The organism is Streptococcus mitis, from assembly GCF_005844455.1.
Classification (GTDB): Bacteria; Bacillota; Bacilli; order Lactobacillales; family Streptococcaceae; genus Streptococcus; species Streptococcus mitis_BF.
Genome location: NZ_SPGF01000003.1, coordinates 22389 through 48954, shown reverse-complemented (window position 1 = coordinate 48954; position 26566 = coordinate 22389). Strand labels below are relative to the sequence as shown.

Below are 26566 nucleotides of genomic sequence, written 5' to 3'. Positions count from 1 at the left end.
CCCCAAAAATTTAAAAAGTCAAGAATAGTCAGGGGTGACACCCTGACTAACTTTGACCTTTTTAAAAACAGCATTTGGGTACCCAAGTGCTATGCTTGCCAGAAGAAAAGGGGGCTGAGACCCTCAAGAGAAAATAGCAGAAGAGAGGTGAAGATTTTTTGAAAAATATAGAAAAACGAAAACGAATGATTCAGAAAAAAATTCGTTTGACGGAAGAAGAGGCACGGTTTATTTCAACAAAGGTTGCAGAATCTGGAATGCCAAATTTTAATACCTTTGCCCGAATCCTATTGATTATGGGAGAAGTCAATATTTTAAAATTTGAAGAATTGAAAGAGTTACGTAAGGAAATAAATCGGATAGGGGTCAATATTAATCAGGTCGCAAAAAAAGTAAACGAAGATAATCAGGCTAGTCTAAATGAATTGAGTCAGATTCTTGAATTGCAGAAACATTTGAAAGATACAGTCAGCCAATTTATCCAAAAACAGGAAAATCAAACAAAGGAACAAGAGCGATGGTTGTAACAAAGGTTCTTCAAATAAAGGGTGTAGCTTCTTTAGGACGATCTACAAAATATATTGAGGATGAAGCAAAGACGGTCGAGCTGACTGATACAAAAAGTTTAAATAATGCTTTACGCTATATCGAGAATCCAACTAAAACGAGTTTCTTAGAACAAGATGAACAGTTTGAATTTCCAGCAGTGGTTAAAGATGGCCGAGTAGTCAAGCAACTGGTATCTACTTATGGAATTACAGACGCTAGTACAGCGACAGAAGAATTTCTTTTGACAAAAAAGAACGCTGCTCAACGAGCAGGGACAAAAGAACGATCTGACATTCACAATCCGAATCGGGTTTTAGCTCACCACATCATCCAATCATTTTCTCCTGAAGATGACTTGACTCCACAAGAAATTCATGAAATTGGTCGAAAAACAATTTTAGAATTAACTGGTGGACAACATGAATTTGTCATAGCGACTCACATGGATAAGGGGCACATTCACAATCACATCATTTTCAATTCCACTAATTCTGTTACATTAAAAAAGTTTCGTTGGCAGAAAGGAACGAAAAAAAGTTTAGAGAATATTTCAGATAAGTATGCGGATTTAGCTGGAGCTAAAATTCTTAAAGAGAGATTATGGACTAATCGAAAAACCTATCATGCTTACCGAAAGAAAAATTCATTTCGTTATGAAATTAAATCTCGTTTAGATTTCCTTTTAAAACATTCAAGCTCCTTAGAAGATTTTAAATCTAAGGCCAAAGCTTTAGATCTTGTTGTTGATACTTCAGGGAAGGAAATAAAATATCGTCTGACTGATCGAGATCAAACACGAAATGTTAGGGATCGCACTTTGTCAAAAAAAGGAAATTATTCTTTAGAGAAAATTTCTGAGAGAGTGGTTGCTAATGAGGTGACTTTCTCTGTCGATGAAATTAAATCTGAATATGAAAAAATGGTTGCGGAACGAGAAGATGATTTTGAAATGAGAATCACAGTTGAAGAATGGCAGGTGATGGAAGAAACAAAAAATGGGATCTATCTTGAAATGGAATTTGGGATTAGAAATAAGGGAACAATTCTTATTCCAGCTCATCAGATTGAAAAAGCAGAAGATGGCTCTTATGAAATTTTTATCAGAAAAAATGACTTCTACTATTTTGTTAATCCTGAACACGCTGATAAGAATCGTTACATGAAGGGAGAAACAGTCGCTTCTCAGTTGTCGTATGATAATGGAGAAATGATTGTCCGGAAAAATCCGAAAATCTCCAGTTTGGATCAGCTTGTTCGTGAATATAATTATCTATCTGCTCATGGAGTGACAGAAGGACAACAATTTGATGAATTGTTAAATCGTTTTGAAGAGGAACTAGAAGAAGTATATAACCTGCTTGATAAATTAGATCAACGCTTGGGTGAGCTTAATAAAATTCAGTCTGCATTTCTTGCATTGGAATCAAGCGATCCTCAGGAAGTGAAACTAGCTGTTTCTATTCTGAAAGATTTAAGAGTAGATCCTAGCACTCGCAAAGCTGAGATTGATAAACTTGTTAAAGAGGCGACCTTTGAGCGCCAGGCTTTGTATCAACGAGTAGAAGCAATTACAAAAGATTATAAGCTACATCAAGACATTGAGAAAAATGTGGAGCAGCGTAAGGATAGAGAAACTTCATTGTAAAAAAATAATTATAAATATAACTATAAACATGTTGACAAATATAATTATAATGGTATAATAGAAATATAGAAAAAGGATGGAGAAATAGAATGAAGATTATCACATTTGCTGCTATTAAAGGCGGTGTTGGAAAAACAACTTTGACATTTAATTATGGAGAATGGTTGGCTAGGAAAGGGCATAAGGTTCTCTTTATAGATTTAGACCATCAATGTAATTTGACTCAGTGCTACAATATTTACGAAAGTCAGAATACGATTGCGAATGCCTTCAAAGGAGGCGACGTGGATATTAAGCAAGTTAAGGAAAATATCAGTCTAATCCCAGGTTCGGTTCAACTTGACTCGGTGGAACGAGATCTAGAGAACAGCGATAAGAAAAATATGCTCCTTTATCTTTGGCTAGAGGATAACTACGAAAAGAAGAAGTTGGGTCAGTTTGACTATATCTTGATTGATTGTAGACCGGACTTTGCGACAGCTACAAAAAATGCTGTTGCGGTCAGTCATGCTATTATTAGTCCCTTGACTCCTTCAGAATTTGGTTATAATGCTAAATTCAATCTATCAACTCGGTTAGAAGCGTTCAGAAAGGATGTAATCGATTATCGTACCAGAGAGTCCTACATTACTGCTGAGTTATATTTTCTAGCAAATATGATTCGACCAAACTATGGATCATCAAGAGAATTATTGGAAGCACTTGGACTTGAATCCAAAGAAAAGGGAACAGACAACCTTCTAGGGATTGTACCAGCAAAAGAGCTATTCAATCATTCCACGATTGATAAGGTCTCTATTGCAGATATGAAGGAGAATCCTGATCTTTATCAAAAACATAAAAAGTTTTTTATGGAGCTAGAGGAGACTTTTTCAAGAATTTATGCTACAATATAATTATATTTGTAAACATAAATACGGTTATAAATATAATTAGAAGGAGATTATGATGGCATTTACACCGAAAGAAAAAGAAATTTCACAGATTATTGAAGCAACTCATCAACCTGAACAGCTTCCGGATATAGATAGCTTTGAAAGTTTTGAACGCAAAAAGCAATTCCAGTTTACTTTGAAGCCAAGTAATCGGAAAAAGTTAGATCAAGTTGCAAAAGCAGCTGGTGCAAAGTCTGCATCAGATTATCTTGATAAATTAATCGAGAAACTATAATTGTAAATATGTTTATAACTATAAATATATCCATAACTACAACTGCTTACTACAAGGAGAAATAATGGATTTAATTACAAGGCTCTTAGCAGAGAGAGAAGGAAAAGTACATGGTGGTATTTATGATATCACACAGAAACGCTTTGCTTATAATTCTAACCGAATTGAAGGAAGTCGTCTGACAGAAGAGCAGACTAGCTTAATTTATGAGACAAAGACTATCGCAAATATTGATGCAAAAGGAATCAAAATTGATGATTTGGTAGAAATGAATAATCATTTTAAATGTTTTGATTATATCTTAGATACCGTTAATGAGCCACTGACAGAAGACTACATTAAAACCCTGCATCGTATTCTAAAAAGTGGCACCAGTTCTGAGTATAATCCGATAGCTCCAGTTGGTCGTTATAAAGTGTTGCAAAATGAGGTAGGAAAAATTGCGACAGCTTCTGTTGAACAGACTGAAGATGAGATGCTTTCATTGATAATTGGCTATAACTTAAAACAGCAGAAAGATTTGAATTACTTAACAAGATTTCATGCACAATTTGAAAGGATTCATCCTTTCGCAGATGGCAATGGTCGAATAGGTCGATTGCTTTTGTATAAACAATGCTTAAAAGAAGGGATTACCCCCTTTATTGTGGATGATATTAATAAGGCAATTTATTATTCAGCGCTTGAAGCATTTCAGGTTCATGATAACAGACAGCTATTATTTGATTATTTCCAATCGGAGCAACTTTTTTATATAAATTATCTTAAAAATAAAGGATTTGAAGGAGCTATCAATGATGAGAAAGAGGGGGACTTCATAAAAAAGTCAGATAAATTCTCAACAAAATTGCAACAGTTTAAGCAAAAGGCAGAAGAAAATCATCATCAAAAAAACCAATTCAGAGAAGAAACAGGTTTATATTTATAAATACAAATATAACTATAAATGTAATTGTAAATATAATTATAATCACACTTTGCATTGATTTTAACTTACTGCTTTTGTTGTAAATGAGTCATATTAGTTATGAGATGATACTACTGTTAACTACCTAAAGTCTGGTTTAATACCAGGCTTTTATCTTTGCTGACAAAAAACATTTGAACTCTCGAACTAAAATCTTTATACTTTTTTATTATGATTTTAGTTGGGAGTGTTTTTATTTTGGATACAAAAATTATTGATGAAAGAGAATTTGTAGAGAAATTTAAAGAGAAAAATCTACAAGGATTTCATAAATTTGTAAGTGACTATGACAACTATATTGCTCCCATAATGAGAGCTAGAGGTTACAAATTTGTAAACTATGCTGAGAGAACCGTTACATTTACGTTTGGCCAGGTAACTTTTTCAAGAAGGCGCTGGTATAAGAATGGGAAATGTAGGATTCCAGTAGATGAAAAGTTAGGTCTGGAGAAACGTATTGCCTATTCGAAAGAATTGCTGTATCAGATCACCAAACTAGCTACAATGTTACCTTATCGAAAAGTTGTGGAAGTTATTGAACTGATGTACCAGGTTTATATTACTAAAGACACAGTGTTAAAAGCAATTAAACTAGCAAGTCAGTTGTTAAATGAAAAAGAAGATTATCGTTACTATAGTGATGAGGTAGTTGTCAAGAAAATTGAGGCACCTGTCATTTATCTTGAAGGAGATGGTGTTTGGATAAAGGTCAGTGGAAGAGAAAAAGAACAACAGAATAAAGAATTATCTCATTTTGTCATTCATACCGGAACGGAGGAGTATGGAAATAGGAAAATTTTAAAAGATAAGGTGGAAATTGTGTCTCCCAATAATCGAATAGCAAGGAAAAGAGTAGTAGATTATATTTATAATCATTTTAAAATTACGTCAGATACTCTACTTGTGACTAATTCAGATATGGGGCACGGATATACTCCACGTTTATTTAAAGAGATATCAAAAGATCTAGGAATTAAGCACCATCAACATTTTTGGGATAGGTACCATCTAAACAAAGAAATAAAAAAGTTGGTCAAACCGTATTCCGAAGAGTTACTAGATCAATTTATGAAAGCCATAGATAGCCACTGCAAGCAGAAATTGAAAACAGCTATTGATACATTAGAATCATTCGTCCTGCTTAATCAGAACGAAAAGAAGATTGATACTTTTAAGGTTTTTAAGAATAGAATTCTTGGTAATTTTAAATATACGCAACCTCCTGAGCAGAGGAATCTAGAAACAGCAAGTTTAGGAATTATGGAAAGCCAGCATCGGAAAATCAGTTATCGGATGAAAAATAGAGGAATGTATTGGTCATTAAATCATGCAGATGCTATGTCCTATCTTATTTTGTTGTCTTACAATCAAGAACTCCGAGATTTATTTTTTGGTAATTGGAGAAATGAATATGAAAAATACCACTCAGAAGGAATGAGCAGTGCAAAAGTACGCAAAAAGATCGATCAAGCTCCAAGAAGTTTAGGAACGATTGTAAATGCTTCTTGGAAGGGCCGAAAACAGAGAGACAAACAACGTTTTGCAGGGAAAAAAATCAATAAATAAGATGTCATAAACTCAGTAAACTCTTGACTTATAGTAGTAAAAATTGTATAATAACCTTATCAATAAAAAAAGAGGCACGCAGCAACGTACCTCTCATAAAGATAAACAATTGGGACTTGTTTATCAGTAAGATTAATACTATCAGAAATTTTAGTAGATGTCAAGGCTGAGCAAGTAAAATTGTTTAGCCTTGTTTTTACATTTCCGTTTTTGATGTATTTTTTTACTACCTCAAAAAAATAGACACAAACTTCTGCTATAAATTTCTTTACTTTTTTGTAGAAATTTGGTAAACTGTATCTTGTGTGTAATGGACGCACAAAAATACAGTTTATCCGCTGAGGAAGATTCCTCAAGATTGACAAAGATAGGAGAACAAAATGAATCCATTAATCCAAAGCTTGACTGAAGGTCAACTTCGTACAGATATCCCATCATTCCGTCCTGGTGACACTGTTCGTGTACACGCGAAAGTTGTCGAAGGTAACCGTGAACGTATCCAGATTTTTGAAGGTGTTGTTATCGCACGTAAAGGTGCTGGTATCTCAGAAAACTACACAGTTCGTAAAATCTCTAACGGTGTAGGTGTTGAGCGTATCTTCCCAATCCACACTCCACGTGTTGAACAAATCGAAGTTGTTCGTTACGGTAAAGTACGTCGTGCGAAATTGTACTACTTGCGTGCCCTTCAAGGTAAAGCAGCTCGTATCAAAGAAATCCGTCGTTAATTCGACTAAAAAACTCTGCTTTTTCAGCAGAGTTTTTATCTAGCTCCCTTAGTTCAATGGATATAACAACTCCCTCCTAAGGAGTAGTTGCAGGTTCGATTCCTGCAGGGGGCAGTAATTAGACATCAAAAACCGCTCATCTGAGCGGTTTTCGTATATTCTTCCCTTTTACAGTACCCATGTTCGGATGGCGTGGGCAACGCCGGATTCGTCATTAGATTTAGTGATATATTTGGCGATTTTTTTGATTGCTGGATTTCCATTTTCCATGACGACGGGGTTCCCAACGACTTCGAGCATGGCACGGTCATTTTCTTCGTCACCAATAGCCATGGTTTCATCTTTGGTCAATCCTAGTTTTTCAGCTAAGTGCGTAATGGCTGAACCCTTGTCTACATTCTTTTTAAGGAGTTCGAGGTAGAAAGGAGCGGATTTGTTAATAGAGTAGCGTTCGTAAAATTCTGCTGGAATTTTTTCAATCGCAGCATCGAGGATTTCTGGTTCATCGATAAACATACATTTGACAATTTCCTTGTCAGCCATTTCTTCAGGGGTGCGGTAGAAGATAGGCATGCTGACGAGGGTTGATTCGTGCACTGTATATTTTCCGATATTGCGATTGGCAGTGTAGATACCGTCTTTGGTAATGGCATGCATGTGGACACCGAGCTTGCGACTGAGGAATTCCATATCTAGATAATCCTCATAGGTCAAGGATTCGCTGATAATCTCATGCCCAGTAGCAGTCTCTTGGACAAGGGCACCGTTGAAGGTTACAACGTAGTCGCCCTCGTCTCTCAACTGCAAGTCGTCCAGAAGTTTGGCAACACCTGCGATAGGGCGGCCAGTTGCAATCACGACTTTGACACCAGCTTCTTTGGCATCTTGGATGGCAGAAAAGACTTCAGGAGTGATTTCCTTTTGGCTGTTGACTAGGGTTCCGTCAATATCGACGGCGATTAGTTTAATACTCATAGATTTCCTCTTCTAGTTTTTATTTGGGGTAAAATGATCGTTCTCAATCAGGTGTAAAAATTGCTGGGTAATGCTTGCGAAGATGCTGTTTTGGTCCAACATTTCTTTTGGAAAATAAAAGCGATTATCTCCGTGTCGACTGCCAGCAAGGGATTGGACGATAGTAGACAGGCTAGAGAGTTCTGCCAGTTCTCCATTTTTTTGTAAAATCTCAATCTGTGTTCGCGGATTTTCAGATTCGGGACGATAAATATCATAAGGGAGGTCAAAGTTCTTATGAATAGCAGTATAGTAGTCGGGATCAAAGCCGATGTCCTCAACCAATTTTCTCATGCTAGCAAGTTGGTCTTGGTCCTCTTGTGAAAAGGTAATGGATTTAAAGACTTTGCGGTTGACAAAGCGTTGCGATAAATCTGCAAGAATCTTGTCAGGATTGGTCATCCAGAGCTGGAAGTAGGTATTCATCACACCATCATCCAGAGCTAGATAATCAGATAAGGTCACATTTTTTTCGAAGAAAGGCAGGAGGTGTGGAGAAGTTCGTGCAAAGAAATCCTTGTCCTCAGGGTAGAGTTCCTTAGCACGCTTGAGGAGATTCTGTAGGAGAACTTCCATAGCGCGTGTTGCTGGGTGGAAATAAACCTGCATATACATCTGGTAACGACTGAGGACATAGTCTTCGATGGCATGCATGCCATTGCGCTGAAAGGCGATCCCATTTTCGATAGGACGAATGACTCGGAGGATGCGAGTCAGGTCAAATTCCCCATAAGATGCCCCTGTAAAATAGGAGTCGCGCAAGAGATAGTCCATGCGGTCTGCGTCAATCTGGCTAGAAATGAGTTGCACGACCTGCTTGTTAGGATAGGTGTGGTCGATGACACTGGCAACTTTTTCTGGAAAATCTGGCGCTACTTGTAGCAGGACTTGGTGAATTTCTGTCTCAGGGCTTTGGATAATCTCTTGAGTAATAGCTTCATGGTCTGTATCAAAGAGATGTTCAAAAGTATGGGAGTAGGCACCATGCCCAAGGTCATGAAGGAGCGCAGCGGTCATGGTCAAGAGGGAATCAGCAGGATTCCACTCCTCAGGATATTTTTCTTCAAAAATCTCCGTGATGCGTCGTGCAATCTCATAGACTCCTAGACAGTGAGAGAAACGGCTGTGCTCCCCACCGTGGAAGGTATAACTGGAAGTTCCCAGTTGCTTGATGCGACGCAAACGTTGAAATTCTTTGGTATTGATCAAGTCATAGATGATTTGATTATTGACATGGATGTAGTTGTGAACTGGGTCACGGAATACTTTTTCGTTCATATGACCATTATAGCAAAATCCTGCTCTTTTTGGTAAAATAGTAGGACAAGAGACAAGAAAGAGGACTTGATGTGAAGATTCGGATGCGAAATACGATTCAGTTTGATGAGCAGTTGGAAGTGATTGACCAGCTTTATGACGTGGAAGTGCATGAAAAAGGAGATTATAGCTACCTGCTTTTCTATAATGAGGAAAAGGAAAAAGTAGTGATTAAATTTCATGCTCAAGAACTGGTGATGACCCGTTTTTCCAATCCTAAGACCATTATGCGCTTTTTAAAGGATAGTGATAGTTTAGCCTATATTCCCACACCCATGGGCATGCAGGAGTTTATCATTCAAACGAGTCGCTATCAAGTGGATGGGCAAAAGATTGAGCTAGTTTATCAACTACAAAATCAAGAGAGACAACCCTTTGCCAGCTATCAATTGGAAATTACTTGGGGCTTTTTTCAAATTTAGCTAGCTATCTTCTCGGATTGGCTTCCTAGTGTGGTAGATTAGGCTATTTTTTGGTATAATAAAAGTTATGGAAATCGAAAAAACCAATCGTATGAATGCGCTCTTTGAATTTTATGCAGCGCTTTTAACAGATAAGCAAATGAATTATATCGAGCTCTACTACGCTGATGATTACAGCCTTGCTGAGATTGCTGAAGAGTTCGGTGTCAGTCGTCAGGCTGTTTACGACAATATCAAGCGGACAGAAAAGATTCTGGAAGATTATGAGATGAAATTGCACATGTACTCGGACTACATTGTTCGCAGTCAGATTTTTGACCATATTTTGGAGCGCTATCCCAAGGATGAGTTTCTGCAGGAGCAGATAGAAATTTTAACAAGCATTGATAATAGAGAATAAGAGGAAGAAACATGGCATTTGAAAGTTTAACAGAACGTTTGCAGAACGTCTTTAAAAATCTACGTAAAAAAGGAAAAATCTCTGAGGCTGATGTCCAAGAAGCAACCAAAGAAATTCGCTTGGCCTTGCTTGAAGCCGATGTTGCCTTGCCTGTTGTAAAGGACTTTATCAAAAAAGTTCGTGAGCGTGCAGTCGGACATGAGGTCATTGATACCCTTAACCCAGCCCAACAGATTATCAAAATCGTTGATGAGGAACTGACAGCTGTTTTAGGTTCTGATACGGCAGAAATTATCAAATCACCTAAGATTCCTACAATCATCATGATGGTTGGTTTGCAGGGGGCTGGTAAAACAACTTTTGCCGGTAAATTGGCCAACAAACTCAAGAAGGAAGAAAATGCCCGTCCTTTGATGATTGCGGCGGATATCTATCGTCCAGCAGCCATTGACCAGCTCAAGACCTTGGGGCAACAGATTGATGTACCTGTCTTCGCTCTTGGAACAGAGGTTCCGGCTGTTGAGATTGTTCGTCAAGGTTTGGAACAAGCCCAAGCCAATCACAACGACTATGTCTTGATTGATACGGCAGGTCGTTTGCAGATTGATGAGCTTTTGATGAATGAGCTTCGTGACGTGAAAGCCTTGGCTCAGCCAAATGAAATCCTGCTTGTCGTTGATGCTATGATTGGTCAGGAAGCGGCCAATGTTGCGCGTGAGTTCAATGCTCAGTTGGAAGTGACTGGTATCATCCTTACCAAGATTGATGGGGACACTCGTGGTGGTGCGGCTCTATCTGTTCGTCACATTACTGGAAAACCAATCAAGTTCACTGGTACAGGTGAAAAGATTACGGACCTTGAGACCTTCCACCCAGACCGTATGTCTAGTCGTATCCTTGGCATGGGGGATATGCTCACTCTGATTGAGAAAGCTTCTCAGGAATACGATGAGCAAAAAGCCCTTGAAATGGCTGAAAAGATGCGTGAAAACACCTTCGATTTCAATGATTTCATCGATCAATTGGATCAGGTGCAAAATATGGGGCCGATGGAAGACTTGCTCAAGATGATTCCAGGTATGGCCAACAACCCAGCACTTCAAAACATGAAGGTGGATGAGCGCCAGATTGCGCGCAAACGTGCCATCGTGTCTTCGATGACACCTGAAGAACGTGAAAACCCAGATTTGTTAAATCCGAGCCGTCGCCGTCGTATCGCAGCTGGTTCTGGAAATACATTTGTCGAAGTCAATAAATTTATCAAGGACTTTAATCAGGCCAAACAGCTCATGCAGGGTGTTATGTCTGGCGATATGAACAAGATGATGAAGCAAATGGGTATCAATCCCAACAACCTTCCTAAAAATATGCCAAATATGGGAGGAATGGATATGTCTGCCCTTGAAGGAATGATGGGACAAGGTGGCATGCCTGACCTGTCAGCTCTCGGAGGAGCAGGAATGCCAGATATGAGTCAGATGTTTGGTGGCGGGCTCAAAGGTAAAATCGGTGAATTTGCCATGAAACAGTCCATGAAACGCATGGCGAATAAAATGAAGAAAGCGAAGAAGAAACGTAAGTAAGATAAAGGAAGGCCGTAGGGCTTTCCTTTTTTGGAAAGAAAAAAAGGTCTATTTTGAATCTGCAAAGAATGATATAATAGTAGAAATAGTCTAACAGGGAGGAATTATGGAAATTGATAATAGATCAATTCGTCTTGGAGATGAGTTAAAGAAAGAATTGAAATCAGAGAGCCGAGTCAAAATTGCAGCGGCAACCTTTTCTATGTTTGCTTATCAGCAGTTGAAAGAGGAATTGGAGAATATTGAAGAGTTAAAATTTATTTTTACAAATCCGACTTTTATAACAGATGAAACCAAAACAGATTTCCGTGAATATACGATACCCAAAAAAGAACGGGAACAATCGATTTTTGGTGGAAAGTATGAACTGAAATTGATGAATGAGCTGACCCAAAAAGCGATTGCTCGTGAATGTGCTGATTGGATCCGAAGAAAAGCGCAATTTAAGTCTATTAATATTGAAACAGATGAAATGCCAAATGGTATTCGAATTGAAAATTCGGATGATGTAGTGGCAGTAGATCGTTTGAAAAACTTTGATCGCAAAGAATTAGGATATGAAGCTTCTCTATTTAAAACGAGTAGAAACCTCTATCATGCACCACTTAGTTTAAATTATTTAGATGAATTTGATAATCTCTGGGACGAAGATGATTATTTTCGTGATGTTACAGAAGAGTTTTTGGAGAATTTAAACTTAGCTCACAAAGAACATTCACCTGAGTTCATTTACTATGTGATGCTATATAATTTATTCAATGAATTTTTAGAAGATATCAATGAAGACTTTTTACCAAATGAAGGGGTTGGTTATAAAGAAAGTAAGATTTGGGGGCTGTTATATGATTTCCAAAAGGATGCAGTAAAATCGATCATTTCTAAATTAGAGAAATTTAATGGATGTATTCTAGCGGATTCGGTTGGTCTAGGGAAGACTTATACAGCTTTAGCGGTCATGACTTATTATGCTTATCGAGGCAAACGTATTTTAGTACTTTGTCCTAAAAAGTTAGAAAATAACTGGAATATGTATCGTCATGATTATGTAAATAATCCAATTTATGATAGACATTTGCTTTATGACGTGCTTTATCATACAGATCTTAGTAGAGATAAAGGGCACTCTAATGGAATTGATTTGTCCTTAAATAATTGGCATACTTATGATCTGGTTGTCATTGATGAGTCTCATAATTTTAGAAATGGTGGCTCTAGCGAAAATGACTTATCTGAGGGGAGAGAAAATCGATACAGTCGTTTAATGAATCGAATCATAAAGTCTGGTGTCCCTACAAAGGTACTCATGCTATCAGCCACACCTGTTAATAATCGTTTTAATGATTTGAAAAATCAAATTGCTCTAGCCTATGAAGGTGATACGGATCAAATTGATAGTAAATTAGAAACCAAATCATCTATAAATGATATTTTCAGAAATGCTCAATCTGCTTACAACAAGTGGGCTGATCTACCTGCAGAAGAGAGAACAACAGATAAACTGCTATCGACATTAGATTTTGATTCCTTTAAAGTACTAGATAGTGTAACCATAGCTAGAAGTAGAAAACATATTCGCGAATTTTATGATAGAGAAGCTATTGGGGAGTTTCCACAGCGCTTAAAACCTCTTAATTTTGAACCGGATTTAACAGTTTCAAATCTTGGGATTACCTATAAAAAATTATATCACTTGCTTGATAAACTACAGTTGACTATCTATCAACCTTCAATACATATCTACCCATCAAAGAGAGCTAAATACGATAAAAGTAAAGAAGGAAAAATGGGGAATTTAACTCAGTTTGGTCGTGAGTCTGGTATCAAAAAACTGATGATGATTAACCTGCTCAAACGTTTAGAAAGTTCTGTTGCAGCTTTTCGATATACTTTAATAGACGTTGTAAAAGATTATGTAGAAAAGACATTAAAGGCTATCGAGGAATATGAATTGACAGGCTTCGATTATCTATCTGTTGATCCGAACTTTGATGAAGATGATTTTGATTTGGAAGATAGTAATTTCGAGTTTTCTATCGGTAAGAAAAATCGGATTGCTCTACAAGATATGGATTATCGTAGTTGGAAGGTCGAGTTAGAACAAGATTTTGCAGTATTGACAGAGCTAGAAAATCTAATCAGTAAAATAACACCACAAGAAGACCAAAAACTTCAGACTCTTTTTACCTTGATAGATGAGAAACTAACAAATCCAATCAATGCTGGCAATAAAAAGTTGATCATTTTCTCCGCATTTGCGACAACAACGAACTACCTTTATAAACATATTAGTCAGTATGTCTTGGATAAGTATGGTCTCTACACTGCTCAGATTTCAGGTACAAAAGGTTTTGCTACAACTCTGGAAACTAAAAATAAAGATCTCAATTCGTTACTAACTTATTTCTCTCCTAAATCAAAATCTCGTGATGTTCTGTTTCCTGGTGATGAGAGTGAGATTGATCTTTTAATCGCAACAGATGTGATTTCCGAAGGTCAAAACTTACAAGATGCAGATATGATGGTTAATTACGATATCCATTGGAATCCTGTCCGTATTGTTCAACGATTTGGTCGTGTGGATCGAATTGGTAGTCAAAATAAATACATTCAATTGGTTAACTTTTGGCCAAACCTTGAGTTAGATGAGTATATCGATCTCAAGTCTAGAGTTGAATCTAGAATGAAGATTTCTGTATTGACCTCAACAGCAGATGATAATGTTTTATCTAGTGAAGAAATAGAGGATAATAATTACCGAAGAAAACAATTAGAACGTCTTAGAGATGAAGTTGTCGATCTTGAGGAGATGAATGATGGTATTTCCATTATGGATTTAGGCTTGGAAGATTATCGTATGGATCTTCTTAAGTATTTGGAAGAACATCCTGAGTTAGAAAAAGTTCCGAAAGGATTGCAAGCTATTTTACCTGCCTCCAATAAAGAATCAGAAGGTGTCATTTTTTTCCTAAAAAATAAAGAACAGATAAAGGGAAAAAATAATCAAAATCAGCTTCACCCATATTATATCCTCTACATCAATAGAAATGGAGAATTACTGTTATCTCCGTCTGAAAGCAAGAAAATATTGGAGTACCTCAGTAGCATTTGTCGGGGTCAAAGTAAGCCATTAAGTCAAGTAGTAGACAAGTTTAATCGTCAAACAAAAGACGGTAAAGAAATGGTTGTTTATTCCGAATTGCTTCAAGAGGCAATCGATCAACTAATGGAACATGATCAGATTTCAACGATGGATGCCCTATTTAACTTTGGATCTGTTGACTTGATGAATACTAGCATTGAGGGAATGGATGATTTTGAGCTAATTTGTTTCTTCATATTGATGAAAGGAGATTCTGATGATTAAATTCCCATCCTATACAGCCTTATCAAAAGCTCATGTTCTATATCGTCCTCATAAAAAGGGAAATAGTGATTTTTTTGATAATCTTAATGTTTCTGTAAAAGAAAAGAAAGAATTAAGAGAACAGATTAGAGCAATTCAAATTACTCATCAGATTGATACAAGTACCACTAATATTCCTGCTGGAAAAAAGGTGAAGCAAATCATGGTGTTAGAAATAGAACTCGAACAAATGGATGTTTCGTTCACTTTATTGGAACAGCTAGATATAAGATTAGGGATTTACACAGCTTTTGTATTAAAATATCCACAAGGTCAAGAAGAACTTCTTATTCATTATAAAGAGCCTTTAAGTCAAGAAAAGGATGGTAAGCACTTTAAGATTGTCCGTCGCTTTCAGACGTGTGATGATGTAAGCATTGACTTTGAGGGAAATGATTTAGATGATGTTTATGAGAGTCTTGTAAAAGAAACAGGTAAGAAAGAGCTACAAGTTTTAGAAACAAGTAATCTTAGGAACTCTATTGATCTCAGTGACCAATTAGATAAATTAGAGAAAAAGGCTCAACAGTTAAAGAAAAAGATGTATTCTGAAAAATCAATGAGAAAACAAATAGAAATAAAAAGAGAATATCAGGCTACATTGAAAGAATAGAAGCTTTAAAGAAGCAAAATTGATTGTAAATTTTGACAAAGGAAAATCAGAAATTGAGATTAGGGAACTTCTTTGATTTCAAAATCTATTTTTGATAAAATGAAGCTGTAATTTATTAAAAATTAAGCATTACAAAAATAGGATAAGCCAACTTAATTTTTTATAAAATTAAAATTATGAAAGCTTGACAAAACTAAGAAAGGATACTACCATGAGCACAGCACAGCACAGCACAGCACAGCACAGCACAGCAAACAGGTGAAAACTCTGGACTTGAGAAATTAATTCTCACTTCAAAAGATGTTTTTACAGATAATATTTCAAAAATTGGTCAACTTTTTCCTGAAGTTCTGATGGAAAAGAGGGATGAATACGGCAGATTAGGTCCTGCGATTGACTTTGAGAAACTTAAACAGTTTTTATCAGAGGAAATTGTGGATGGTCGAGAATCCTATGAGTTTACTTGGGTTGGAAAGCGTGAAGCTATTGCAGAAGCTGGGCGACCAACTACCAAAACCTTAAGACCAGATCTTGATGAAAGTGTTGACTTTGAAAACAGTGAAAATGTCTTTATTACTGGAGATAATTTAGAAGTCTTAAAAATTTTACAAGAATCCTATCTAGGAAAAATCGATATGATTTATATCGATCCACCATATAATACAGGAAAAGACTTTGTATACTCTGATAAGTTCCAAAAAACAGATGAAGAGCTGAAAGAAGATATGGAACTTTTGGATGAAGAAGGACGCCAGGTCGTTGGGCTCACAAAAAATGAAAAGACATCGGCCCGTTACCACTCAGACTGGCTCAATATGATGTATCCACGCCTCCGTTTAGCGCGTAATCTCCTCAAGGATTCAGGTGTTATCTTTATCTCTATCGATGATAATGAACAAGCCAACCTCAAAGCTATCTGTGATGAGATATTTGGAGAGGAGAATTTTGTAGCTAATCTCGTTTGGCTAAATAAAGAAGGTGGAGGAAGCTCGGATAGTAAGTTATTTAGACTTAAACATGAGTATATTCTTTGTTATTCTAAGTCCATAGATTTGCTTGAAATAAATGGAGTAGAAATTACTAATATTGATAGGTATGTATTATCTGATGAAATTCGAGGAAAGTATTATCTGCAAAAACTAGGAATGGGTTCTATCCAATATTCTGAATCGTTGGACTATCCAATAGAGTGTCCTGATGGAACCTTTGTTACTCCTTCTCAAAATAATTCGGGACAAAAAGCTTGTTGGAGATGGAGTAAGGAAAAGTTAAAATGGGGCATTGATAATGAGTATCTTGTCTTTAAAAAAGACAAGAATGGAATTTGGACAGTTTATACAAAACAATATTTAAATTATGATAATAATGGTACAAGGATCGATAGAACTCAACGTCCGATGGGAGTTGTTGAAAACTTTTCAAGTACACAAGGAGCAAAACAAACACAGATTCTTCTTGGAAAAGGTTATTTCAATTATCCTAAAGATTCTAATTTAATTAAGTATTTAATTGATCGTTTGACAATAAGTTCTCCTTTAATCCTCGACTTCTTCGGTGGTTCTGGTACTACGGCAGATGCAGTCATGCAACTGAATGCTGAAGATGGTGGAAATCGTAAGTTTATCCTGTGTACTTTGGATGAGGAAGTGGCCGACAAGTCTGCTGCTAAAGAAGCAGGTTATGAAACTATTGACCAGATTTCTCGTGAACGGATTCGTCGTGCTGCTGCCAAGATTCAGGAGGAGCATCCTGAATTGATTGGCAAACAAGACTTTGGTTTTAAAGCTTATAAGTTAGATTCTTCTAATTTCAAGGATGTTTCAGCTCGTCCTGATCAATTTATCCAAGGAGAACTCTTTGATAGTGTATCCAATATCAAGGAAGGACGTACTGGCCTCGACTTACTTTTTCAAGTTATGTTAACATGGGGAATAGAACTGTCATTAGCCATTGATTTGGAGAAAGTAGCAGGAGCAGAAATCTATGATGTAGATCAAGGCTCACTCATGGCTTGTTTTGAAGATGAAATCTCTGAAGAAGTTATCTGTCACATCGCTCAAGCACAACCACTCCGTGCCGTTTTCCGTGATAGCTCATTTGCCAATTCAGCAGATAAGATTAACGTAAGTGAAATCTTCAAAGAATTATCACCTCATACCAAAGTTAAGGTGGTGTAGGGTATGAGTGAATACAATGTAAAACATTTAGAGATGATACAAGCTATTATTGAACGGATGGGTAATAATTCTTTTATCATTAAAGGATGGTCGTTTACTTCCATAGGAGCCTTGTTCGCATTTTGGTTTAGTAATACCAGTATGTGGTATATACTTCTTTTAAATTTTTGTGTGACTATCTTATTCTGGTTTCATGATGCATATTATTTGTCATTAGAACGACAATTTAGACGTTTATACGATGAGGTAAGATTAAGTGAAATAGAAACAGATTTTAGAATGACTCCAAAACAAGAAGAAGGGGATTTTCTGATAGCATTATTTCGTCCCATTTTAAAGTATACCTATGGTTTAATAGTTATTGCTACATTGACACTTTTAATTGTTTTTAGATAAGTGAGGAAAGTATGAAGAGACAAGTATTTTTTAGCTTTCACTATAGTAATGATAACTGGCGAGCATCACAAGTTAGAAATATGGGGAGAGTATCAGGCGAGTCTACTTTTTCAGATAATGAATGGGAAGAAGTAAAATTAAAATCTGATGCAATGATAGAATCATGGATAGATAATCAAATGGCAAAGCGTTCATGTGTGGTTGTTTTGATTGGTGAGAACACCGCTGGACGTAAATGGATTAACTATGAGATTAAAAAAGCAATTGAGTTGGATAAAGGAATCGTAGGCATATATATTCATAATTTAAAGGATAGATTTGGAAATCAAAATAATCAAGGAAGAAATCCATTTGACGATTTTACAATATCACGAACTGGCAGATCGTTATCAAGTTATATCCGTTGTTACGATTCTCCATTCTCTACTTCAAAGTATGTTTATGAGGATATTCAAAGTAACATGGAGGAATTGATAGAGTATGCTATTTCTCATAGACCATCTACCTGGTAGCTAGTATTAATAGTAATAAACCAAATGATAAATATCAGAGGTATATGATATTTGATTTTTGTGATATTTATAAACAGTTAACAAAGTATTGAGAATATACAATTATTTGGAAAATATAAAAATTGAAGAAAATAAATTATGAAACTACAATTTAAAAAACAACAATTTCAGTTGGATGCGGTGAGTGCCATTGCAGATTTATTTCAAGGGCAAGCTAAACATACTGGAGTTCAGTATATGGCGGATCCAGGTCGCCTCAAGTCAGATGAGGTAGATTTGGTTTTAGATGCTTATCGAAATGCACCGATTCAATTGAGTCAAGCAAGTATACGGGAAAATGTCCATACTATGCAAACTCGCTATGGTTTACGTCCTTCTGATAGTCTTTCTATTGATATGATTGCTGGGAGAGAAGCTTATAATTTCTCAATAGAAATGGAGACGGGAACAGGGAAGACTTACACTTATATCCGTACAATTATGGAATTGAACAAACGATATGGCTGGCTTAAGTTCATCATTGTCGTTCCAAGTGTAGCCATTCGTGAAGGGGTTCTCAAGTCATTACAAATTATGTCAAGCCACTTTCAGATGGAGTATGGCAAACAACCACGCTATTTTGTCTACGATTCTTCACGTTTAGGTGATCTGGATAGTTTTGCTAATTCGTCAGACCTTCAAATCATGGTCATCAACTCTCAAGCCTTTAATGCAAAAGGAAAAGATGCTCGACGGATTCATTCTGAGCAGGAAAGTTTCCGTTGGCGTCGTCCGATTGATGTCTTGGCAGCTATGAATCCGATTATGATTATCGATGAGCCTCAGTCTGTTGAAGGGAAGCAAACCAAGGAAAGACTAAAAGATTTCAAGCCATTGTTTACGCTACGTTATTCGGCTACCCATAAAGAAAAGCATGATATGGTTTATAGATTGGATGCCATGGATGCTTACAATCAAAAATTGGTGAAGAAGATTGCCGTTAAGGCTATTGAGCAAACTGGGACGACCGGGACACAAGGCTATCTATATCTACAAGAAATCATTCTACAAAAATCAGGAGCACCTAAAGCAAAAATTGAGTTTGAAGTAAAAATGCAGTCAGGTGTCAAAAGGAAATTGAAGGTGGTAGAAGAACCCTTTGATTTGTATGCTGAATCAGGGAATTTATCTGCTTATAAAGGAATGACACTTAGTCACTTTGATGCAAGAGAAAACAAACTTCAAGTTGGTGTGACTCAAGAGCTCCATGTTGGTGAAGTGATTGGGGAAGTGGATGAGTCGAGCATCAGAAGAATTCAAATCCGAGAGACTATAAAAAGTCATATCGAAAAGGAAAATAAACTTTACAATCGAAGAATTAAAGTATTATCCCTATTTTTCATCGATGAAGTTGCCAAGTATAAGCAATATGATGAACATAATGATGCTTATAATGGTGAATACGCTCAGATTTTTGAAGAGGAATACCGAAATCAAGTAAATCAGTTTATCCAAACACAGGAACCAACTCCTTATCGTAGATATTTGGAGGCTAATCTTGAAGGAAATTCAGTTCATGCTGGTTATTTTTCGATAGATAAAGTGAAGAAGTCAGATAAGACCATTTTTGTGGACTATAAATCTGCCAGTGAAAAGAAGAAAAATCTTTCAAATGATATCGATGCCTATGACTTGATTATGAAGGACAAGGAGCGTTTATTGAGCTTTGAAGAGCCAGTTCGTTTCCTCTTTTCTCATTCAGCTCTAAAAGAGGGATGGGACAATCCTAATGTCTTTCAAATTTGTACTCTCAAAAAATCTTCAGCAGAGGTTGGAAAGCGTCAAGAAATCGGTCGTGGTATGCGTTTGGCAGTTGACCAAAATGGAATTCGTCAGGATTTTGAACTCTTAGGAAATGATGTTCATGAAATCAATAAACTGACAGTAATTGCAAATGAAAATTATGATCAATTTGCTCGAAGTCTACAAGAAGAAATCAAAGAACTCTTAGCAGATCGTCCTGTAAAAGTGGACGTTACTCTCTTTACGAATAAAGTTCTAACCAATCAAGAAGGTCAAACAATACGAATTACGAAGGAACAAGCAGATTCGATTCACTTTGATTTGATTCGACAAGGCTATATAGACCGTGAAGGGCAATTGACTACAGAATATTTTACTGCAAAAGAAAATCATCAGTTACAGCTGTCTGAAACACTAGCAGGTTATGAGGATAAGCTGGTAGAGATATTGGAGAGCGTTTATCATGCTGGACAGTATGAAATTGAAAATGCCAATCATTCAGTCATTCAGTTCTCAAATGAGGTCAATCAAGAAAATATTGCCCGAAAAGAATTCCTAAATCTCTGGAAGCAAATCAATCGAAAGACAAGCTATCAAGTAGAATTTGATGATGCAGAGTTGGTAAAACATTCGGTTGACTACATTAATGAGAAATTAGTCGTTAGCAAACCAAGCTTTCATATAACGCAAGCAAGCGCTACTGAGATGAGTAAGGAAGAAGGACTCCATCTGACAGTGGCTGAGAATGATCGTCAGCAAGAGTATCTAACGGATTCGCAGATTATGACCAAATATGATTTACTAGGGGAAATTGCTGAGCAGACAGGATTAACACGTAGGTTGGTTGCGGAAATATTAAGTAAAATCTATGTCTACCAATTTGACAAGTTTAAACAGAATCCAGAAGAGTTTATTCTTAAGGTTTCGAAGCTCATTAATGAACAAAAAGCAAGTCAAATTATCAAGCATATCCAGTATAATGTGTTAAATGAAGAGTATGATATGGACTTGTTTTATGACAATCCTGAAACTGCTAACAGATCAGATGATCACTTACTTGAATCCAAAAAAGGAATTTACAATTTTGTAAAAGTTGATTCAAATACGGAGAAGACCTTTAAAGAATCGTTGGAACAATACGAGGATGTTCGTGTTTATGTGAAGTTACCAGGGAAGTTCAGTATTGCGACTCCACTTGGAAACTATAATCCTGACTGGGCAATCGCCTTCCGTGAAGGAAGTGTCAAGCATATCTATTTTGTTGCAGAAACGAAAGGCTCTATGTCTAGTCTTCAATTAAAGCAAGCTGAGCAAGCAAAAATTGCCTGTGCGCGTGCTCACTTTAAAGCTTTAGCACAAGCTGGATTGATTAATGATCAGCACATCTATGATGTGGTTTCAAGTTATGAGGAATTATTAAATATTGTAAGATAGGAAGGAAAAAGAGATGGAATTTGTTGTATATCGTAAGGGAAGAGAAGTAGCTATTTTTCAACGTAGGAGTGATGCAGAGAGATATGTGCGCTCTAAAACTGGATTTTTCGGTGAACCAGATGCTTATTATCAAATTGAACAAAGAGGTTGTTATTTGACAGAAGCAGCGGTAACTTACAAGGGATTGGCAGATGACTGCGATGAATTGATGACTTTGAGAAAATTCAGGGATTCTTATCTAGCCTTGCAAGATGGTGGTCAGGAGGAAATTGAATCCTACTATAAGATAGCTCCTCAGATTGTTGCCAAATTAGAGGAACATTCAAATCGTGAGGAAACACTAGAGTCTATCTGGTCAGAACTTGTCTTACCTTGTGTTTCCTTGATTAAAGCAGGAGAGGATCAAGCTTGCCATCAATTATATAAAACATATACACTGGAACTGTCTCAAAAAGTGGTCCAATAAAACGATTAGAATATACCAAAAGAGTTCGGTTCCTCGCTAACTTATATAGTACAGAGGAGCCCGAATTCTATTTAGATTCCCAATATCAAAAAACGTATAAAGCTAATCACAAACTCAACTTATATTGAATATTTTGAGTGGTATGATGATGAGACAAAAGAAGCCAATTTCACTAGATGGCTTGATGAAATGGTGGGAGTGTAAGGGGATATTATTACCCCTTGGGATTTAAGAGTATATAAAAGAAAAAGAGAGATAAAAAGATAACATGAAAAGAGATAATGGCGATTTATACTTATTTAAACTTGTGGGAATTGGGGCAGTGCTATTTTGCCTATTTATTGTTATTGGGTCAAGATTTGTTACTGTTGGGGTAGAAGAGCCTAAAACAGTACAAACAGAAAGCCCAACAAGTCAAGAAAGCAATTTACTTACTGATTTACATGATGATACTATTTTAGGTAAATTCTGGAATAGTAAAGGTCACTTTGTTGTAGTGTATGATGAGGAAACAAAAGTTGCTAAGATTTACCCAGTGAAGGAAAAGGAATGGGTTGAGTATAGAGTAGGGGAAACGTATTAAACAGCGTTAGAAGACTATAAACAGCCTTCTGGGGGTTTTGCTTGTACTATTTTACCTATTTGTTTTTATTGGTGTAAATTTTGTTACTGTTGGGGTAGATAGTAAAGACACAAAACAAGAAAGCACTCAGAAAGTAGAAGAGACTAGTCTAAAAGCAAACTTTGAAGACGCTGAGATTTTGAGCAAGTTCTACAATGATAAGGGTTACTTTATTGTAGTGTACAATGGTACTACAAAAGCCCCAGAGGTGTTCCAGGTTGATTATAATGAGTGGGAGCTTATGAGTGTAGGGGAACTGTATTAAAACGTTGTAGAAATCATACACTCACTTTTAAATATCAAAAAATGAGCACTTCCGTAATTGGAAATGCTCGTTTTTTGATATGTTTAGATTCTTATACTCAATGAAAATCAAAGAGTAAACTAGGAAACTAGCCACAGGTTGCGCAAAACACTGTTTTGAGGTTGCAGATAGAACTGACGAAGTCAGTAACATATATCCACGGCGACGTTGATGTGGTTTGAAGAGATTTTCGAAGAGTATTAGTCTTTATTTTCGTATGGCAAGATCAAGTTCAAGATGATTCCTGTCATGGCTGATAGGGCAGTACCTGAAAGTGTAACTGGACCGAGTTTAAGGATAGCTCCTCCAAGTCCAAGGACCAACATAGCACTTGCGATGATTAGGTTACGCATTTGAGCGAAATCAACACGTTCTTTGGTCAAAACTTTCAAACTGTTGCTGGCGATAACCCCATGGAGAAGGATTGACATACCACCAAGTACAGTTGATAAAGAGTCACTAAAAAAGGAACCATAACGGTTCCTAAAATAATTAGTTACTTGCTCCAGATGTAGCATCTGCGCCACCACCGTGACCTCCAGCATCACCTGCATCAGAAGCTCCAGATGTGGCATCTGCTCCGCCATGTCCTCCAGCAGGAGCTGCAGCATTCCCACCAACTAGACGTTGACCAGTTGTATTGAGGTACCAGTCAAGCCATGGTTGGAAATTAAAGATAATTTCATTAATTCCAGCATATGAACCATCTGGGTAGTACATTGCTTGGTAATTATGGGTATTAATAACACCTTCAGGTGTTCCTGGCACAATTGTACGGACATATTCTTGATCCCCGTTACGCAATACGCCGACAACCCATTCAACGTTTTTCATTCTAGAATCTGGCAATGTACCGTGTACTGTTCCTAATCTATTTCCTGATTGAGCACGTACACGTTTACCAAACATTGTATCTGGGTCTTGGTGGGCGTTATTAAAGTACAAGAATTGATTGTTATCATCTGCAAATGTCAATTCAAATGGCATTGCTTTCAAGAACATGTCAATTTGGTTAACTGTCAAGATACCGTGGTCTAATTTAACGTAAGTATCTCCAGAAACAGCTCCAACAAGTTCAGCAGCTTTTTCTACCCATTCAGGATCATCTGGATCAACACCTTGGATGGTAGTTGCAATTGAATTTGTACAATATAAATCTTCTGGTTCAATTGGTTTTGGTTTTTTCAATTTTGAAACGACTCCCACATATTTTACAAAGTTGTCCAAGCATGTTTCAAGGAAATTAATAGTTCCTTCATTTGTGATATTGCCCTCTGCGTCAAATGCTTCTTTGGCTTTACCAAGAAGGAATTCGTTACCTGGAAGCGTATAGGCATTGACACCTGGAGCGTCAAGAATCTTACGAAGGTGAACTTGGGCACGAGAAGTACCTTGGTCGTAGTAAGAAGCTCCCACAATCATGACTGGTTTGTTTTCAAATGGATGAACTTCATATGAAAGCCATTCAAGAACAGATTTAAGAGAAGCTGAGATTGTATGGTTGTGCTCAGGAGTAGCAATAATGACACCATCAGCACGCGTAATTCTGTTATACAAGAGACGCAATTGGAAGCTTTCGTCCCATTTTTCGTCTTGGTTGAACATTGGAACTTCGTCAATTTCGAGAACTTCTAATTCAAATTTGAGTTTGAAGTGACGACGGATGAATTCCAAGAGTTTACGGTTATATGATTGATCGTAGTTTGATCCTACAAGTCCAACAAATTTCATTCTTTTTGGTCTCCTATCTTACAAATTTTCCCAGTCAAATTCTTCAGCATCTTTGCGAAGTAGGGCTTGTGCGTTGCGCAATTTTTCTGTAATTTTTACAAAGATACGGAAGTCGTCAAAAGTGGCATCTAGTTTTTTAATAACATCAAGATCTACTAGATCTCCACTTGGATTAAAGGCTTGAAGAGAATGTGAAAGCAAGAATTCATCAGGAAGGACACTTGCTTTGATTTCTGGTGCGTTTAAGATTTGACGAAGTTGTAATTGGGCGCGTGATGAACCAAGTGTACCGTAAGAAGCACCTGTAATCATGATTGGTTTGTTCAAGAGTGGGTAAATACCATAAGACAACCAAGCAAGAGCGCTCATCAAAACAGCTGGGATAGAGTGGTCGTACTCAGGAGTACCGATAATAACGCCATCTGCCTCTTCGATTTTAGCAGCAATTTCTAAGATTTCAGCAGGTACTTGCTTGTCAGCTGGTTTGTTAAAGACAGGAATGTCCTTGATTTCAACAAGTTCAATTTCAGCTTTGTCAGCAAAGTGTTTTTGCATGTATTGAAGCAATTGACGGTTTGTAGAACGTTTTGAATTTGTTCCAACAATAGCAATAAGTTTTAACATGAGATTTCCTTTCTCTTTTTACATAATACGATTTTAAAACTCCATTGAAACAGTTGTCTCTATAGAGTAGGAATTCCTGAAGAACAACTTAGGTGACCTTCCTTATCAATCAAAATCGCTTCGATTCCCTCCAAACTTTCGACTTGCCAAAGGATAGAAGCAGGTCTTTCTCCAAAGAGTCGAGTTGTCCAGATTTCACCATCAACTGATTTATCAGAGATGATTGTGAGACTAGCGAGTTCTGTTTCAACAGGATATCCTGTCTGGCTGTCAAAAATGTGATGGTAATCTTTTCCATTGACTGTCAGGTGACGTTCATAAATGCCTGAAGTCACGACAGATTGATTGATAACAGGGATAGTCATTAAGTGATTTCCCCTTGGATTGGCTGGGTCTTGAATCCCGATTTGCCAAGGCTGATTTCCTCTTGCCTGATTTTTTCCAATGGACAGGATATTCCCTCCCAGATTAATCAAGGCAGAAGTCACTCCCTCTGCTCTCAGAAATTGGGCAACCTTATCTGCACTATATCCTTTGGCTAAACAACCAAGATCAATCTTCATTCCTTTCTGCTTCAAGAATACAGTAGAAGTAGAAGAATCTAACTCGATATAATGAGGATTGATTAGAGGGAGCACCGATTCAATTTCTTGAGGCTGGGCGACCTTGGCATCTGAAAAACCGATACGCCAGGTTTGAATTAAGGGACCAATACTGATGTTGAGATGGCTAGAGGGCGCTAGGCTATGCTCTAACCCAAGTGAAATCAGTTCAAACAGGTCTGGATGAACCTTGACGGGGGCTATTCCAGCTTGATGATTGATTTCCATCAACTCAGATTCTTGGCTATTAGCGTTGAAGCGGTATTCTAGCTCTCTGAGTAAATCAAAGGATTTCTGGAGCAAGCTATCGGCTCGCTCATCCACTAATGAAATAGTGATAGTGGTTCCCATTAGGCGTTCAGAATGTGAACTAAGAGGCAAGCTACCAACTCCTTTCTCTTATGAAAAGAAGGTTGAAATATAGTAAATTTATGAAAAATGAACCCCTTACATTTTCTTTCCATGATACTAGCATACCATAAAGTCAGCGTTTTCACAAATAAAATTTGTAAAGATGTCAAGAAATATGCTCAGGAAAT

At 37.0% G+C, this 26566-nt stretch carries 24 protein-coding genes, 1 tRNA gene and 1 pseudogene; 20 read left to right on the top strand and 6 right to left on the bottom strand.

Translation table 11 applies throughout. The features are described 5' to 3' along the window. Window positions 1-185 precede the first annotated feature (185 nt). From FGQ53_RS01245 to FGQ53_RS01210, 8 genes are all read left to right on the top strand, one after another. Window positions 186-527 carry a plasmid mobilization protein gene (locus tag FGQ53_RS01245; RefSeq protein ID WP_419991819.1) on the top strand — a complete coding sequence of 114 codons (342 nt, stop codon included), beginning with the start codon at window positions 186-188 and terminating at the stop codon, window positions 525-527. Beyond that, the gene (locus FGQ53_RS01240; protein ID WP_138335231.1) at window positions 518-2194 is read left to right on the top strand and encodes a relaxase/mobilization nuclease domain-containing protein; all 1677 of its coding nucleotides are present in this window, start codon (window positions 518-520) and stop codon (window positions 2192-2194) included. The genes FGQ53_RS01245 and FGQ53_RS01240 overlap by 10 nt, the downstream gene beginning before the upstream one ends. An 89-nt stretch (window positions 2195-2283) precedes the next feature. Next, window positions 2284-3090 (top strand): ParA family protein, encoded by an 807-nt coding sequence (locus FGQ53_RS01235; protein WP_138335230.1) that lies wholly within the window; start codon window positions 2284-2286, stop codon window positions 3088-3090. 52 nt (window positions 3091-3142) lie between these two features. After that, a complete protein-coding gene (locus tag FGQ53_RS01230; RefSeq protein WP_004237679.1) occupies window positions 3143-3364 on the top strand; it encodes a hypothetical protein in 222 nt (73 codons plus the stop codon). Between the two features lie 64 nt (window positions 3365-3428). Then, complete coding sequence (locus FGQ53_RS01225; RefSeq protein ID WP_138335229.1) at window positions 3429-4292, top strand: Fic family protein; 864 nt, start codon at window positions 3429-3431, stop codon at window positions 4290-4292. Window positions 4293-4529: 237 nt separating this feature from the next. Further along, window positions 4530-5897, top strand: coding sequence for an ISLre2 family transposase (locus FGQ53_RS01220; protein WP_138335228.1), 1368 nt, complete (start codon window positions 4530-4532; stop codon window positions 5895-5897). Window positions 5898-6277: 380 nt separating this feature from the next. Then, window positions 6278-6625: a 50S ribosomal protein L19 gene (rplS, locus tag FGQ53_RS01215; protein WP_138335227.1), complete on the top strand. Its 348-nt coding sequence runs from the start codon at window positions 6278-6280 to the stop codon at window positions 6623-6625. Window positions 6626-6667: 42 nt separating this feature from the next. After that, window positions 6668-6739, top strand: a tRNA-Arg gene (locus tag FGQ53_RS01210). Between the two features lie 54 nt (window positions 6740-6793). Here FGQ53_RS01210 and yidA read toward each other — a convergent pair. Next, complete coding sequence (gene yidA, locus FGQ53_RS01205; protein ID WP_138335226.1) at window positions 6794-7600, bottom strand: sugar-phosphatase; 807 nt, start codon at window positions 7598-7600, stop codon at window positions 6794-6796. Between the two features lie 12 nt (window positions 7601-7612). Further along, window positions 7613-8917 (bottom strand): HD domain-containing protein, encoded by a 1305-nt coding sequence (locus tag FGQ53_RS01200; protein ID WP_138335225.1) that lies wholly within the window; start codon window positions 8915-8917, stop codon window positions 7613-7615. Window positions 8918-8988: 71 nt separating this feature from the next. On the opposite strand from FGQ53_RS01200, the gene FGQ53_RS01195 reads away from it, so the two are divergent. From FGQ53_RS01195 to FGQ53_RS01140, 12 genes are all read left to right on the top strand, one after another. Then, a complete protein-coding gene (locus FGQ53_RS01195) occupies window positions 8989-9378 on the top strand; it encodes a DUF1934 domain-containing protein (RefSeq protein WP_138335224.1) in 390 nt (129 codons plus the stop codon). Between the two features lie 67 nt (window positions 9379-9445). Next, entirely contained in the window at window positions 9446-9778 is a 333-nt protein-coding gene (locus FGQ53_RS01190; protein WP_138335223.1) for a putative DNA-binding protein, read from the top strand. An 11-nt stretch (window positions 9779-9789) separates the two neighbouring features. Next, entirely contained in the window at window positions 9790-11361 is a 1572-nt protein-coding gene (ffh, locus tag FGQ53_RS01185; RefSeq protein ID WP_138335222.1) for a signal recognition particle protein, read from the top strand. Window positions 11362-11467: 106 nt separating this feature from the next. Beyond that, complete coding sequence (locus FGQ53_RS01180; protein ID WP_138335221.1) at window positions 11468-14725, top strand: helicase-related protein; 3258 nt, start codon at window positions 11468-11470, stop codon at window positions 14723-14725. Then, window positions 14718-15377 carry a DUF4391 domain-containing protein gene (locus FGQ53_RS01175; RefSeq protein ID WP_229090244.1) on the top strand — a complete coding sequence of 220 codons (660 nt, stop codon included), beginning with the start codon at window positions 14718-14720 and terminating at the stop codon, window positions 15375-15377. Before FGQ53_RS01180 ends, FGQ53_RS01175 begins: the two co-directional genes overlap by 8 nt. 434 nt (window positions 15378-15811) lie before the next feature. Next, window positions 15812-17554, top strand: coding sequence for a site-specific DNA-methyltransferase (locus tag FGQ53_RS01170; RefSeq protein WP_171019053.1), 1743 nt, complete (start codon window positions 15812-15814; stop codon window positions 17552-17554). Window positions 17555-17557: 3 nt separating this feature from the next. Then, window positions 17558-17950: a hypothetical protein gene (locus tag FGQ53_RS01165; protein WP_138335219.1), complete on the top strand. Its 393-nt coding sequence runs from the start codon at window positions 17558-17560 to the stop codon at window positions 17948-17950. Between the two features lie 11 nt (window positions 17951-17961). Further along, window positions 17962-18462 carry a TIR domain-containing protein gene (locus FGQ53_RS01160; RefSeq protein ID WP_138335218.1) on the top strand — a complete coding sequence of 167 codons (501 nt, stop codon included), beginning with the start codon at window positions 17962-17964 and terminating at the stop codon, window positions 18460-18462. Between the two features lie 138 nt (window positions 18463-18600). After that, window positions 18601-21678 (top strand): type III restriction-modification system endonuclease, encoded by a 3078-nt coding sequence (locus FGQ53_RS01155; protein ID WP_138335217.1) that lies wholly within the window; start codon window positions 18601-18603, stop codon window positions 21676-21678. A gap of 13 nt (window positions 21679-21691) precedes the next feature. Further along, window positions 21692-22144 carry a CFI-box-CTERM domain-containing protein gene (locus FGQ53_RS01150; RefSeq protein ID WP_138335216.1) on the top strand — a complete coding sequence of 151 codons (453 nt, stop codon included), beginning with the start codon at window positions 21692-21694 and terminating at the stop codon, window positions 22142-22144. A 268-nt stretch (window positions 22145-22412) separates the two neighbouring features. Beyond that, window positions 22413-22727 carry a hypothetical protein gene (locus FGQ53_RS01145; RefSeq protein WP_138335215.1) on the top strand — a complete coding sequence of 105 codons (315 nt, stop codon included), beginning with the start codon at window positions 22413-22415 and terminating at the stop codon, window positions 22725-22727. Window positions 22728-22764: 37 nt separating this feature from the next. After that, the gene (locus FGQ53_RS01140; RefSeq protein ID WP_229090243.1) at window positions 22765-23031 is read left to right on the top strand and encodes a hypothetical protein; all 267 of its coding nucleotides are present in this window, start codon (window positions 22765-22767) and stop codon (window positions 23029-23031) included. Between the two features lie 239 nt (window positions 23032-23270). On the opposite strand, the pseudogene FGQ53_RS01135 reads toward FGQ53_RS01140, so the two are convergent. The 4 genes and pseudogenes from FGQ53_RS01135 to FGQ53_RS01120 form a co-directional block, all read right to left on the bottom strand. Then, window positions 23271-23516, bottom strand: a pseudogene (locus tag FGQ53_RS01135) (uracil permease); the annotation flags it as partial. Between the two features lie 46 nt (window positions 23517-23562). Next, window positions 23563-24801 carry an NAD(P)H-dependent oxidoreductase gene (locus FGQ53_RS01130; protein ID WP_138335213.1) on the bottom strand — a complete coding sequence of 413 codons (1239 nt, stop codon included), beginning with the start codon at window positions 24799-24801 and terminating at the stop codon, window positions 23563-23565. Between the two features lie 18 nt (window positions 24802-24819). Beyond that, window positions 24820-25425 carry an NADPH-dependent FMN reductase gene (locus tag FGQ53_RS01125; protein ID WP_020900666.1) on the bottom strand — a complete coding sequence of 202 codons (606 nt, stop codon included), beginning with the start codon at window positions 25423-25425 and terminating at the stop codon, window positions 24820-24822. Window positions 25426-25484: 59 nt separating this feature from the next. Next, entirely contained in the window at window positions 25485-26408 is a 924-nt protein-coding gene (locus tag FGQ53_RS01120) for an FAD:protein FMN transferase (RefSeq protein ID WP_138335212.1), read from the bottom strand. Window positions 26409-26566 lie beyond the last annotated feature (158 nt).